Annotated in this window: 12 protein-coding genes; 2 read left to right on the forward strand and 10 right to left on the reverse strand. The window is 65.9% G+C overall.

Features of this window, described 5'->3' with window-relative positions; all coding sequences use genetic code 11:
* Nucleotides 1-83: 83 nt before the first annotated feature.
* The 5 genes from BVE01S_RS15035 to BVE01S_RS15055 all read right to left on the reverse strand — a co-directional run bounded on the left by BVE01S_RS15035 (nt 84) and on the right by BVE01S_RS15055 (nt 5,210).
* Nucleotides 84-1,151 carry a substrate-binding domain-containing protein gene (locus BVE01S_RS15035; protein WP_066629283.1) on the reverse strand — a complete coding sequence of 356 codons (1,068 nt, stop codon included), beginning with the start codon at nt 1,149-1,151 and terminating at the stop codon, nt 84-86.
* Between the two features lie 91 nt (nt 1,152-1,242).
* Complete coding sequence (phnE, locus tag BVE01S_RS15040; RefSeq protein WP_045809538.1) at nt 1,243-2,055, reverse strand: phosphonate ABC transporter, permease protein PhnE; 813 nt, start codon at nt 2,053-2,055, stop codon at nt 1,243-1,245.
* Nucleotides 2,052-3,068: a phosphate/phosphite/phosphonate ABC transporter substrate-binding protein gene (gene phnD / locus BVE01S_RS15045; RefSeq protein WP_055754543.1), complete on the reverse strand. Its 1,017-nt coding sequence runs from the start codon at nt 3,066-3,068 to the stop codon at nt 2,052-2,054. The genes phnE and phnD overlap by 4 nt, the downstream gene beginning before the upstream one ends.
* A complete protein-coding gene (phnC, locus tag BVE01S_RS15050; protein WP_055808912.1) occupies nt 3,065-3,874 on the reverse strand; it encodes a phosphonate ABC transporter ATP-binding protein in 810 nt (269 codons plus the stop codon). The genes phnD and phnC overlap by 4 nt, the downstream gene beginning before the upstream one ends.
* A gap of 106 nt (nt 3,875-3,980) precedes the next feature.
* Nucleotides 3,981-5,210: a DUF2254 domain-containing protein gene (locus BVE01S_RS15055; RefSeq protein WP_066629284.1), complete on the reverse strand. Its 1,230-nt coding sequence runs from the start codon at nt 5,208-5,210 to the stop codon at nt 3,981-3,983.
* Between the two features lie 229 nt (nt 5,211-5,439).
* Here BVE01S_RS15055 and BVE01S_RS15060 point away from each other — a divergent pair, with 229 nt between their 5' ends.
* Nucleotides 5,440-6,705 (forward strand): type III PLP-dependent enzyme, encoded by a 1,266-nt coding sequence (locus BVE01S_RS15060; protein ID WP_066629285.1) that lies wholly within the window; start codon nt 5,440-5,442, stop codon nt 6,703-6,705.
* A 213-nt stretch (nt 6,706-6,918) separates the two neighbouring features.
* On the forward strand, nt 6,919-7,974 hold the full coding sequence (locus BVE01S_RS15065) for a 1,9-bis(guanidino)-5-aza-nonane synthase (RefSeq protein ID WP_066629287.1): 1,056 nt from the start codon (nt 6,919-6,921) through the stop codon (nt 7,972-7,974).
* 61 nt (nt 7,975-8,035) lie between these two features.
* On the opposite strand, the gene BVE01S_RS15070 is transcribed toward BVE01S_RS15065, so the two are convergent.
* From BVE01S_RS15070 to BVE01S_RS15090, 5 genes are all read right to left on the reverse strand, one after another.
* Nucleotides 8,036-9,172, reverse strand: a complete 1,137-nt coding sequence (locus BVE01S_RS15070; RefSeq protein ID WP_066629296.1) for a CobW family GTP-binding protein — start codon at nt 9,170-9,172, stop codon at nt 8,036-8,038.
* A gap of 57 nt (nt 9,173-9,229) precedes the next feature.
* Nucleotides 9,230-9,454, reverse strand: coding sequence for an alkylphosphonate utilization protein (locus tag BVE01S_RS15075; RefSeq protein ID WP_055754537.1), 225 nt, complete (start codon nt 9,452-9,454; stop codon nt 9,230-9,232).
* Between the two features lie 212 nt (nt 9,455-9,666).
* Nucleotides 9,667-11,706 (reverse strand): NAD(+) synthase, encoded by a 2,040-nt coding sequence (locus BVE01S_RS15080; protein WP_066629298.1) that lies wholly within the window; start codon nt 11,704-11,706, stop codon nt 9,667-9,669.
* Between the two features lie 90 nt (nt 11,707-11,796).
* Nucleotides 11,797-12,564: a type I methionyl aminopeptidase gene (gene map, locus BVE01S_RS15085; protein ID WP_066629300.1), complete on the reverse strand. Its 768-nt coding sequence runs from the start codon at nt 12,562-12,564 to the stop codon at nt 11,797-11,799.
* Complete coding sequence (locus BVE01S_RS15090) at nt 12,561-12,773, reverse strand: ParD-like family protein (RefSeq protein WP_066629396.1); 213 nt, start codon at nt 12,771-12,773, stop codon at nt 12,561-12,563. Before BVE01S_RS15090 ends, map begins: the two co-directional genes overlap by 4 nt.
* Nucleotides 12,774-12,873: the final 100 nt, after the last annotated feature.

Raw genomic sequence — 12,873 nt, forward strand, 5'->3', positions numbered from 1 at the left:
CAAATCATCCTGACAGCTATCCCGCCCCTTCTAACCGGTGCGGACCGGCGAAAGAAGGGGCGGAACGGCGGTCGGGTTCCGCCTTACTTGGCGGGGCGGGCCATCGGGGTCATGGCGGCGATGGTCGCGCGCTGGGCCAGCAGTTGGTCTTCCGGCAGCGGGATCAGGCCGCGGTCGGCCAGGTAGCCGCCCTTGCCGGCGGCGCCTTCCGAAAGGAACTCCTGCACGAACTGCTGCAGGCCCGGAATGACGCCGATATGGGCCTTCTTCACATAGATGTAGAGGCTGCGCGACAGCGGGTATTCACCGCTGGCGATGGTGTCGGCGGTCGGGGCCACGCCGTCGATGGTCTCGGCCTTCACCGTATCCAGGTTCTGCTCCAGGAACGAATAGCCGAACACGCCCAGCGAACCCGGCGTGCGGGTCAGGGTCTGGACGATGGCGTTGTCGTTCTCGCCGGAATCGATCCAGGCGCCGTCCTCGCGCAGGGTGTGGGCGATGCCTTCAAACCGGTCCTTGTCGCCTTCGATCGCCTTGACCGCCGGCACCAGCTTGGCGCCCGGCGTCATGCCCAGCTCCAGGAAGGCGTCGCGCGTGCCCGAGGTGGGCGGCGGGCCATAGACCTGGATGCGCTGGTTCGGCAGGCCGGCGTTGACCTGGTTCCAGGTCTTGGCCGGATTGGCGACGAACTGACCGTTGGCGCCCGGCACTTCCTTGGCCAGGCCTTCGTACAGGTCATTCAGTTCGAAGTTGAAGCCGTTGCCGTTACGGGCCGTGGCGATGACGATGCCGTCGAAGCCGATCTTGATCTCGACGATGTCGGTGACGCCGTTCTTGGCGCACAGGTCGAACTCGGACTGCTTCATCTGACGCGAGGCGTTGGCGATGTCCGGGGTGGTCGGGCCGACGCCTTGGCAGAAGGCCTGAATGCCGCCGCCGGTGCCCAGCGATTCGACGCGCGGCGCCGCGCCGCCCGAACCGCGTGCGAAGGTCTCGGCGACCCGCGTGGCGAAGGGGAAGACGGTCGACGAACCCGCCGCCCAGATGCCGGAGCGCGCGCCGGAGGCGGAACCGCCCCCGCCGTTGTCGCCACAGGCCGCTAGGGCCAGAAGGGCGGCGGCCGAAGCCGCCAGTTTCAGTGTGCGGATCATCCAAGGCTCTCCCTGAGCATCGATTTCGCGATGCTTAGAGCAGAGGATTATGACAGTCCCGAGAATGGGCCCGCGAAAGGAACCGCCGCCGCTACAGCAGGCGGCGGCGCATTACCTGCGACAGGGTGTCGATCAGGGTCACGGCGACCACGACGACGATCACGATGGCCGAGACGGCGCGGAAATCGAAGGCGTTCATGCTGTCGAACAGCACCTGGCCGATGCCGCCCGCGCCGATCAGACCCAGCACGGTCGCGGACCGGCTGTTGGATTCGAAACGGTACAGGGCGAACGAGGTCCACAGCGGCGCGACCTGAGGCAGGACGCCCCAGACGATCTCGTGCAGCTTGCCGGCGCCGGTGGCGCGCACGCCTTCGACCGGACCCTTGTCGATCGACTCGACCGCTTCCGAGAACAGCTTGGCCAGAACCCCGGCCGTATTCAGGGTGATGGCCAGAACACCCGCCAGAGGCCCAAGGCCGACGGCGGTGACGAACAACAGGCCGATCACCAGATCCGGCACCGAGCGCAGCAGGTTCATGATCCAGCGCACCGGCGTCACGACCCAGACGGGCGCGATGTTGCGCGCCGCCGCCAGACCCAGCGGGATACCCAGAATCACGGCCAGGAAGGTGCCCCATAGGGCGATCTGCACCGTCTCCCACATCTTGGCGACGAACATCTTCCAGTCGCTGAAGTCGGGACGCAGCAGGTCGTGGACGAACAGCTGGGTGCTGTCGTTGCCGGCGAACAGACGCGAGATGTTGCCCAGATCGACGGCGTCAATGCTGTACAGCAGGACGGCGGCGACGCCGCCCCAGACCAGGACGTCGGCGACCCAGGCGAGGGCGGACTTCTTGGGCGCCGCCGGAATCGCGACGGCGGGAGACGCGACTGCGGTCAAGGCCGGACCTCACGCAGGCTGCGCAGGCGTTGAAGCTCGCGCTCGGCGGCGGCGGCGGCGGCCGTATCGCCCTTGGCGCGGGCCTCGCCCAGTTTCTGGTCGGCGATCATTTCGCGGATCGGGTCCAGATAGCTGTCGTCGGCGGCGGTGAAGCGGGAATATTCCAGGTCCGCCAGAACCTTACGCTGCCGCTCGGCCTCGGCGCCTTCGCCCTGGCCATAGGTCAGGAAGAAGCTGCGGATCTTTTCCTTCAGCGCAGGATCCAGGTCCTCGCGCACGACGATGCCGCTCTCGGGGATCGGCGGCGAGGTCCAGATTTCCTCGATCTGGCCGGCCAGCTGCGGGTTCTCCTTGCGCATGAAGATGGTGTTCACGCTGTTGGAGGTCGCCACGTCGATCACGCCGGTCGCCACGCCGAAGGCGTTGGCCTGGTGGTTGGCCGAGCGCACGGTCTTGAAGCACTGGCTGGGGACCACGCCGCGCGGATTGAACAGGAAGGTCAGCGGGGCCAGGGTGCCCGACGTCGACTGGGCGTCGCCGATGCCGAAGTTGTACTTCTTGCCGCACGCCATGACCTGATCCAGCGTGATGCCCGATCCCTTCTTGACGATCAGGGTCGACTGATAGCTGTCCAGACCCTCGCGGTTGACGGTGCGGGCGATGACCTCGGCCTTGGCGCGGTCGATGGCCTCGACCTCAGGCTTGGCCGAGAACCAGCCCACTTGGGTGTGGTTGCCGCGCATGGCCTCGACCAGGACGGTGTAGTTCGAACCGAAATAGGGCTTCACCGGCACGCCGATGGCCTTGGACATGTCGTCCAGCAGCGGCTGCCACAGCGGGCCGGCCGAGGCTTGGCCTTCGGCGGACAGGATCGAGAAAGTAATCTCGCTGGGCGCGCCGCCCGCAGCCTTCTTGTCCTCGCCGCCGCCGCAGGCCGCCAGGCCCAGGATCATGACGGCGGCGCCGGCCGCAGCGATTAGACGGCGGGTGGGGGAAATGCGCGACAGGCTCATGCCTTGGTCTCCCAGAACGCGTCCTCGAACTCGGGACCGTAGATTTCGATCAGGCGCTTTTGGTCCAGCGCCGTGGACGGGCCGTCATAGACGATCTTGCCGCCTTGCAGGGCGATGACGCGGTCGCAGTAGCGGATGGCGTAGTCGACCTGGTGCAGGGTGACGATCACCCCCATGCCGTCGCGCTTGTTCAGCTCAACCAGCAGTTCCATCACCTTGCGGGCTGACACAGGGTCCAGCGAGGCGACAGGTTCGTCGGCCAGGATCGCCTTGGCGCCCTGAACGATGGCGCGGGCGATGGCGCCGCGCTGCTGCTGGCCTCCGGACAGGGTGTTGGCGCGCTGGGCGGCGTAGTCGCTGACGCCGACGCGGTGAAGGGCCGCCATGGCCTTGTCCTTGTCCGCCTGGGGCCACAGGCCCAGCAGGCCCTTCCATCCGGGCAGACGGCCCAGCGCGCCCAGCATGACGTTGGAGAACAGGCTCAGTCGCCCGACCAGATTGAACTGCTGGAAGATCATGCCCAGCTTGCCGCGCGCCTTGCGCACGGCGCCGGTGACCCGGCCGTCCTTCTGCACGGTCTCGCCGAACACCTGGATCGTGCCGGCGCCGGCGTCGATCGACTGCAGACCGGTGATGGAGCGGAGCAGGGTGGACTTGCCCGAACCGGACGGACCGATCAGGGCGACCATTTCGCCGGAGGCCACGGAAATCGAGACGCCGTCCAGCGCCTTTCGCGATCCGAAGGTCTTCGACACGTCACGCGCCAGGACTAGCCCAGGGGCGGCGGCGGCTGCGGATGAACTCATGAACTCGCTAGGAGGCTATGGCGAAGGGGCGCCGCAATAAGCTGAAATCGCGCTCGGGCAAGTCCTAATCGCACGTCGGGCGCAATCTCGTCCAGACCCGAGCCGTTCAGGAGCCTTCTGCCGCACCCTTCACCCGGACGTAGTCCGCCGGAATCGGCAAGGCGGCGCGCGATCGCTCAAGCGCCTGATCGGCCATCGTCCGGACTGGTGCGGCCAGACAAGGGATCGAGGCCAGCGCCCTCAAGCCTTTTTGCAGTCTGATGGCGACCGCAACGTCGCCGGCCCCGTAACGGGCGATCGGGCCGAACAGATCGTCGAGCAGATCGTCTTCGGAGACGCCCGGCATCATCAGGCGATCGCGCAGGGTCCGCTTCTCGTCTTCCCCGCCGTGTCGGGCCCAGATGTCCATCAGCCTCACGCCGGTCGACACCACCTGAATGGCCGTTCCGGGATCGTTGATACCAGGCGACAGGGCCTTGGCGGCGATCTCGCCCAGAACGATCAGGCCAAAGCGGGGGTCTTGATCATAGGAGCGCGAGTCTCCGATCGCGAAGGCGGAGCAGAAGGCATCCTGGGCCTCTTTGTCGCAGGCCGGCAGGCTGATCCGGGCGAGGACCTCGCCGCGTCGCACGAAGGCGCCGGGCGCGGCGACCACCTCAACTTGGCAGTCTCGTTTCTCGGCCATGGCCTGCAGGCGATCGGGATCGACGTTCTGGACATAGCCGGTTTCCGGCGCCGTCACGTCCGCACCGTTTTGCAAATGCCCCTCGCGCCCGCCCAGAAATGGATTGTCGCGCCGCTGTTCCAGCGCCTCTCGGGCCCGGGCCTCGACTAGATCGATCATGTGACCGACCCGCGCCAGGCTGGACAGACGGTTGATCCAGGCCAGGAGGCGAAACGCCACCAGACCCACCATGACGAGGCTGACCAGGAACAGGATCGCCCGGCCGTTCTGGCCGTAATAATGGGCGTTGATCGCGGTGACCGCGACGATGGCGTAGAGGAACGCTCCAACAAAGGTCGCCAGCGATTTCTGGGTTTCGTCATCGCTGGTGACCAGGGCCGCGACGCGCGGACTGGCCGCCGACGACACCGACGTATAGGCCGTGACCATGGCGCCGACCGAAAAGGTCGCCACGCCCAGTAGGCTGGACGCCAGAATCGTCAGGATCGATTCCACAGACTCGCCGCCCAGGCGCTCGGCCATCTCCTGCGGCACCCATGGGGCCAGGGCGGCGGCCAGCAAGGCTGCGGCGACGCCCGCGACCGCATAGGCCGTGGCGCGCACCCACAACTGACGCCGCATCTTGCGCCAAAAGAACAGCCACCGATTCATCGAACCCTCCGAGCATCGCAACGGCGCAGAACGGTCAAGGTTGCCGTCGGATCGTGTCGTGGAGGGCGCAGAGCGGATTTGTGACAGTCAAACCTAGGCCCCGCCACGAAAAAACCTCTTTACATGACAGTCGCGCGTCCCCATATCGCGCTCTCCGGCGGACCCCGTAGGTCCTGTCTGCGCCGCTAACGCCGGTCTGGGTTTAACAATTAGCAGGGGGTTACGTGAATTGCGCACGTATCAGCTTCCCCTGGACCTGGTCCGTGAGCGGTCCCCTGAACGTCCCGTCGCCCTCGTGCGGCCGCGTTCGGTTTCCGTAGCGGCGCGCTGGTTCCAGGATAATCTCAAGGCCGACGTCTTCTACGCTGTGAAGGCCAACCCTTCGCGCTGGGTTGTCGAAACCCTGATCGAGGCCGGCGTTCGCGGCTTCGACGTGGCGTCCATCGCCGAGATCGAGCTGGTTCGCTCGGTCAGCCATGACGTGCGCCTGGCCTTCATGCACCCGGTCAAGAGCCGGTCTGCGATCACCAAGGCCTATTTCGATCACGGCGTGCGCACCTTCTCGCTCGACTGCATCGACGAGCTGAACAAGATCCTCGACGCCACCGGCGGCGCGGACGACCTGAACCTGGTCGTGCGCATGGCCGTCTCGGCCGACGGCGCCGCCTATACGCTGTCGGGCAAGTTCGGCGTGTCGTCGGATCAGGCGCCGGCCCTGCTGATGGCGACGCGCCAGGCGGTCAAGGACGGCCTGATGGGCGTCTCCTTCCACGTCGGCAGCCAGTGCATGCGCCCGACCGCCTATCAGGCCGCCATGGCCCAGGTCGGCCGGTCGATCAGCCGTGCGGGCGTGATCGTCGATATCGTCGATGTCGGCGGCGGCTTCCCGTCGGTCTATCCGGGCATGGTCCCGCCGGACATGAGCGAATACGCAGACGCCATCCATCGCGGCTTCAACGAGATGCCGGTGTCGGAAACGACCGAGCTGTGGTGCGAGCCTGGCCGGGCGCTGGTCGCCGAAAGCTCGTCGATCCTGGCCCGCGTCGATCTGCGCAAGGGGGATGCCCTTTATCTGAACGACGGCTCCTACGGCTCGCTGTTCGACGCGACCCACTCGCGCTGGCCCTTCCCGACCAAGCTGGTGCGGGACGGCGAAAGCGCGGGCGAGCTGAAGGCGTTCCAGTTCTACGGCCCGACCTGCGATTCCATCGACCATATGCCGGGACCCTTCTGGCTGCCGGCCGATGTGCGCGAAGGCGACTTCATCGAGATCGGCATGCTGGGCGCTTACGGCGTGGCCATGTCGACCGGCTTCAACGGCTATGGCGAACACGACATCGCCGCAGTCGAGGACGCTCCGATGGCCTCGCTCTACGGCCTGGCCCCGCGTTCCATCCCCACCGTGCGCACCACGGCGGAAGAGAACGCCCGCAAGGTCGTGCGCCTTTCACGGCCCAAGGGCAAGGCCGGTCAGCGCAAGTCGCGCCGGAAATAGGACGCTCCATCTGACATCCGTCATCCTCGGACTTGATCCGAGGATCGGCCGCTCTGCGTCTCCTTTACAAGAAGGGCGCGGCGGAACGTCCGACCCTCGGATCAAGTCCGAGGGTGACGGCCGATGGTTGGGAGTCTATCGGTCCTGTCGGTCGCTCCGTCCCGGCACGTCTGCTTGTTCGACGGGCGCTCAAATCACAGGGAAACCGCCGAAATGAACGCTCCCGTTCAATCGAACACCAAGGCCCAGCTGCTGCAGAATGTCGTCGAGCACGTCGACATCACCAGCTTCGACGCGCGCCCGATCATCGACTCGATGCGCAAGATGTCCTTCTCGTCGCGCGACACCGCCCGCGCCGCCGACATCTTCTCAATGGCCATCGAAGACAAGGACTGCTCGCCCTGGCTGATCCTGGCCGGTTCGACCTCGGCCGGCGGCTGCATGCACGTCTACCGCGACATGGTGAAGTTCGGCATGGTCGACGCCGTGGTCGCCACCGGCGCCTCGATCGTCGACATGGACTTCTTCGAGGCCTTGGGCTTCAAACACTATCAGGCGGCCGGCGGGGTGGACGACAACGTCCTGCGCGACAACTACATCGACCGGATCTACGACACCTATATCGACGAGGAAGAGCTCCAGGCCTGCGACCACACCATCCTGGAGATCGCCAACCGGCTGGAGCCGCGCGGCTATTCCAGCCGCGAGTTCATCTGGGAGATGGGCAAGTGGCTGAGTGAGGGCAATGCGAAAAAGCCCGGCTCGCTGATCCAGACCGCCTATGAAGAGGGCGTGCCGATCTTCTGCCCGGCCTTCGTCGACTCCTCGGCCGGCTTCGGTCTGGTGAAACACCAGAAGGAACGGGCCGCCGCCGGCCAGCCCTATCTGATGCTGGACGCCATCGCTGACTTCCGCGAACTGACCGACATCAAGATCGCCGCCGGCGTGACCGGCCTGTTCATGGTCGGCGGCGGCGTGCCCAAGAACTTCGCCCAGGACACGGTCGTCTGCGCCGAAATCCTGGGTGTCGAGGCCGAGATGCACCGCTATGCGGTCCAGATCACCGTCGCCGACGTCCGCGACGGCGCCTGCTCGTCCTCGACGCTGAAAGAGGCGGCCTCCTGGGGCAAGGTCCAGACCACCCACGAACAGATGGTCTTCGCCGAGGCCACCACGGTCGTCCCCCTGATCGGCTCCGACGCCTACCACCGCGGCGCCTGGAAGGCCCGCGACAAGCGCCGCTGGAACAAGTTGTTCGAGAAGGGCTGAACAAAGAAAAAGGCCGGTGGATTGCTCCGCCGGCCTTTTGTCTGTCTGTCCACCTTTGAGATCAGGCGGCGCAGGCCTCGAAGCCCGCCTTCAGCGCGGCTTCGTCCAGATCGCGGCCGATGAAGACGGCGCGGCTCCAGCGGCGTTCGGCGGCGCCCCATTCGCGTTGCAGGTCGCCCTCAAGGATCATGTGCACGGCCTGGAAGACCAGGCGGCGGTTCTCGCCCTTGACGTCGATGATGCCCTTGGCGCGCAGGATGTTCTGACCCTGCTCGCCCAGCAGCCGGTCCAGCCAAGCGGTGAACTTGGCCCCGTCCAGCGGCCGATCCAGAGACAGGGAGATGCCCTTGATGTCGTCCTGGTGGGCGTGACCCCTGACTCCGTGAGAATGGGCCCCGTGGCCGTGATCATGCGCATGGTCGTGGTGATCATGGTCATGGTCATGGTCGTGATGGTCATGACCGCAGTGTTCGTCGTGGACATGGCCGTCCGCGCCGTGCGGCGGGTTCACGAAGTCCGGCTTGACCTCGAGAATGCGGTCCAGATCGAAAGCCCCCAGGCCCAGCACCTGATCCAGCGGCACGTTCGACCGCTCGGCTCGCACGATGGGCGCCAGAGGGTTCAGCGCCCGTAGACGCGCCTCGACCGCGTCCAGTTCGTCAGCCGTCGCCAGATCGACCTTGTTCAGGATGATCCGATCGGCGAAGGCCACCTGCTCGCGCGCCTCCTTGGAGTCGTCCAGGCGCGCCATCACATGTTTGGCGTCGACCAGGGTCGTGACGCTGTCCAGCTGGGTCTTGGCCTTGACGTCCTCGTCCACGAAGAAGGTCTGGGCCACCGGACCGGGATCGGCCAGGCCCGTCGTCTCCACGATGATGGCGTCGAAGGCCGGCTTGCCGGGGCGCTGGCGCTTCATCAGGCCGGCGACCACGCGGATCAGGTCGCCCCGCACCGTGCAGCAGACGCAGCCGTTGTTCATTTCGAACACGTCCTCGTCGGCGCCGACCACCAGGTCGTTGTCGATGCCGATCTCGCCGAACTCATTGACAATGACGGCGTAGCGCTTGCCGTGATCCTCGGTCAGGATGCGGTTCAGCAGCGTCGTCTTGCCCGCGCCGAGATAGCCGGTCAGGACGGTGACGGGGATCTTGCCGTTTGTTGCAGCGGTCGAGGCGGGGGCGGCGAGGGTGTCGGTCATAGGCCGCTAGATGGCGGCTGCACCGGCGCTTGAAAAGGGGGCCGATGAAAAGGGGGCTTAGGCCTTCTTCACGAACTCGGTGCGCAGGACCAGGCCGCGCACCTTCTCGACGTTGGCCTCGATCTCGTCCGTGTCGCCGGTCAGGCGGATGTTCTTGACCAGGGTCCCGCGCTTCAGCGTCACCCCGCCCGAGCCCTTGACCTTCAGATCCTTGATCAGGGTCACGCTGTCGCCATCGGCCAGGATATTGCCGTTGGAGTCTTTGGTCACGTCGTCGGTCATGGCCAAGCTTCTAGCGTTCGGGTGGGCGAATATCCATGCTAAAAATATGGCTATTCCGAATGTCTCCTCCCCATCGCTGATGGGGAAGGGGACCGCGAAGCGGTGGAGGGGCTCTTGAAGCCCCACCGACGTCGGTCCCTAGCGCGGTGAAAGCCCCTCCGTCTCTCCGCTGCGTTCCGAGCCACCTCCCCATAAAATGGGGAGGAGACGGTTTAGTCCGGCACGTTCGCGTCCAGCTCGTCCAGCCACACCCGCGCATTGCCGTCCGACGGCGCGCGCCAGTCGCCGCGCGGCGACAGCGATCCGCCGGTGACCACCTTGGGCCCGTTCGGCAGGGCCGAGCGCTTGAACTGGGCGGTCTGGAAGAAGCGGACCAGGAACTTCCTCAACCAGCCCTTGATCGTCGCCAGATCGTATTCGACCTTTTCGTCGTCCGGCGTATTCGCTGGCCAATGCCCTGCGCCCGCATCGCCCCAGGCCTGGTGCGCCAAGAAGGCGACCTTGGACGGCGTCATCCCGAACCGGCTGATGTAGAACAGGAAGAAGTCGTTCAATGCATAGGGGCCGACGGTCCCTTCCGTCGACTGGATCACCCCATCCTTGGCCGGCACCAGCTCGGGCGAAATCTCGGTGTCCAGAATGGCGTGCAGCGTGTCGCGCGCGCCTGCGCCGATCAGGTCGCCGGCCGCCACCCAGCGGATCAGGTGACGGATCAACGTCTTCGCCACCCCGCCGTTGACGTTGTAATGGCTCATATGGTCGCCGACGCCATAGGTGGCCCAACCCAGCGCCAGTTCCGACAGGTCCCCGGTCCCCAGCACGAAGGCCCTGTGCTGGTTCGCCAGCCGGAACAGATAGTCGGTCCGGAGGCCCGCCTGCACGTTCTCGAAGGTGATGTCGTGCACGGGCTGACCCTCGGCGTAGGGGTGGCCGATGTCCTTGAACATCTGTTCGGCGGCGGGGCGGATATCGATCTCTGCGCCCGTGACGCCCAACGCGGTCATCAGGGCCCAGGCATTGGACTTGGTCCCGTCCGAGGTGGCGAACCCCGGCATGGTGAAGCCCAGGATATTGGACCGCGGCAGATCCAGCCGGTCGAAGGCGCGGCACGCGACCAACAGGGCCTGGGTCGAATCCAGCCCGCCGGACACGCCGATCACCAGCGACTTGGCGCCGGTCGCCGTCATGCGGCGCATCAGCCCCTGCACCTGGATGTTGAACGCCTCATAGCAGTCCTGATCCAGCCGCCCGGCGTCGTCCGGCACGAAGGGGAACCGGTCCAGCGGCCGGATCAGCTCGCTGGCCTCATAATCCTCGCGCGCCATGAAAGGCACGACCGTTGCCGCCTCGCCCTCGTTCCTCGCACACTCGGCGAAGGTGCCGTTGCGCAATCGGTCCAGCCCGATCCGGCCCACGTCCACGTCAGCGATCGTCAGATGGCTGTCCAGGGCGAACCGCTCGCCTTCGGCCAGTTTGGATCCCAGTTCATGGATCGTCGCCTGACCGTCCCAAGCCAGGTCGGTGGTGCTCTCGCCCCAGCCCGAGGCGGCGAAGACATAGGCCGACAGGGTTCGCGCCGAATGGCTGGCGCTCAGCATCGCCCGCTCGTCCGCCTTGCCGATGACGATGTTGGACGCCGACAGGTTCAGCAGGATTCGCGCGCCCGCCAATGCGGCCCGCGTCGAGGGCGGCATTGGCGCCCAATAGTCCTCGCAGATCTCGACCGAGAAGACGAAGCCCGGCCGGTTGACCGCTTCGAAGAGCAGACCCGGCGCGAAGTCCACCGTCTCGCCGTTCAGCCGGAGCACGTCTTCCGCGCGCGCCGTCGCCGGCGCAAACCAGCGTTTCTCGTAATATTCCCGATAGTTGGGCAGATAGGTCTTTGGCACGACGCCCAGCACCTCGCCCGCACCGATCACCACCGCGCAATTATACAGGGCGTCGCCGTTGCGGATCGGCGCCCCGACCACCGCCACGACATCTGCCTCGGCCGTCGCCTCGGCCGCCACGGCGATCTGCCGCTCGACCTCGTCCAGCAGCGCCGCCTGCATATGCAGATCGTCGATGGCGTAGGCCGACAGCGACAGCTCGGGAAAGACCATCAGGTCCACGCCCTGTTCGCCCGCCTGACGGATCAGCGCGACGTGCTCTTGCCCGTTCGCCCTGGGGTCGCCCGGATGGCTGACCGGCGTCGCCGCCGCCACGCGCACGAAGCCGTGGGTCTTGGGAGAATGGAACAGAGCATCAGCCATCGGATCGTCCGCATCACCCGGCCCGCGCCGGTCGTCGCCTTCATATAGGCGCGAATGATGAAGGGACGGAATCTCTCCTTCGCGCGCGTCCTACCCCGCCCGTTTCTCGTCCGGCCTCAGGGTCAGGACCCGCACGCCCTCCTTCGTCACCGCCACCGTATGTTCGAACTGGGCCGACAGTTTTCCATCGGAGGTGACCACGGTCCAGCCGTCGTCCTCGGTCAGGACCGTGCGCACGCCCTGGTTCAGCATCGGTTCGATGGTGAAGGTCATGCCTTCGCGCAGGGTTACGCCGGTCCCGGCCTTGCCGAAATGCAGCACCTGCGGCTCTTCATGCATCTCGCGCCCGATGCCATGCCCGCAATAGTCGCGCACTACCGAATAGCCGGCCTGCTTGGCGTGTTTTTCGATGGCGAAACCGATGTCGCCCAGTTTCGCGCCTGGGCGCACCGCCTGAATGCCCTTCCACATCGCCTCATAGGTGGTGCGGGCCAGCCGTCGGGCCTGCGGTCCCACCGAGCCGATGAGATAGGTCTTGGAGGAATCTGCGATGAAGCCGTCCTTCTCCAGCGTGATGTCCAGATTGACGATGTCGCCGCTCTTCAGGATGTCGTTTGCCGAGGGCACGCCGTGGCAGACGACCTGGTTGATTGAGCTGTTCAGGACGAAGCCATAGCCGTACTGCCCCTTGCTGGCCGGCCGCGCCTTCAGCTCGTCGACGATGAAGGCCTCGACCCGTCGGTCGATCTCCAGCGTGCTCAGCCCCTCCAGCGTCATCGCGTCCAGATGGGTGAAGACCGAGGCCAGCCGTCGCCCCGCCTCGGCCATCAGCGCGATCTCGGCCGGCGTCTTGATCACGAGGCGGCATCCGTGGGCACGAGCGCATCGACGCCCGCCGCCCGCAACTCGCGCGCCACCAGCTCCTGGAACGTCACGCCGGGATGGGTCTCACACAACATACCGATCCTGATCCAGAACGCCGCCTGGGCGTTGATCGACCGATAGGACGCCTTGGCGGCCCGACGCAGCTGCTCGTGCAGTTCGTCCTCGATATTGACGATGCCCACCTGCTGGCTCCCGACCACATGAAACAGATATGTTTCGTATATCATATCGATAGGACGACAAGCCATATTGTTGAGGCCGGCTGAGATGATGGCCTAGCCT

The sequence above is a fragment of the Brevundimonas vesicularis NBRC 12165 genome (assembly GCF_001592205.1).
GTDB lineage: Bacteria > Pseudomonadota > Alphaproteobacteria > Caulobacterales > Caulobacteraceae > Brevundimonas > Brevundimonas vesicularis.

Excerpts from the sequence above, each read along its gene's own strand:
- BVE01S_RS15035 (WP_066629283.1), bottom strand. The coding sequence starts at position 1,151 with ATGATCCGCACACTGAAACTGGCGGCTTCGGCCGCCGCCCTTCTGGCC.
- phnD (WP_055754543.1), bottom strand. The coding sequence starts at position 3,068 with ATGAGCCTGTCGCGCATTTCCCCCACCCGCCGTCTAATCGCTGCGGCC.
- phnC (WP_055808912.1), bottom strand. The coding sequence starts at position 3,874 with ATGAGTTCATCCGCAGCCGCCGCCGCCCCTGGGCTAGTCCTGGCGCGT.
- BVE01S_RS15055 (WP_066629284.1), bottom strand. The coding sequence starts at position 5,210 with ATGAATCGGTGGCTGTTCTTTTGGCGCAAGATGCGGCGTCAGTTGTGG.
- BVE01S_RS15065 (WP_066629287.1), top strand. The coding sequence starts at position 6,919 with ATGAACGCTCCCGTTCAATCGAACACCAAGGCCCAGCTGCTGCAGAAT.
- BVE01S_RS15070 (WP_066629296.1), bottom strand. The coding sequence starts at position 9,172 with ATGACCGACACCCTCGCCGCCCCCGCCTCGACCGCTGCAACAAACGGC.
- BVE01S_RS15075 (WP_055754537.1), bottom strand. The coding sequence starts at position 9,454 with ATGACCGACGACGTGACCAAAGACTCCAACGGCAATATCCTGGCCGAT.
- BVE01S_RS15080 (WP_066629298.1), bottom strand. The coding sequence starts at position 11,706 with ATGGCTGATGCTCTGTTCCATTCTCCCAAGACCCACGGCTTCGTGCGC.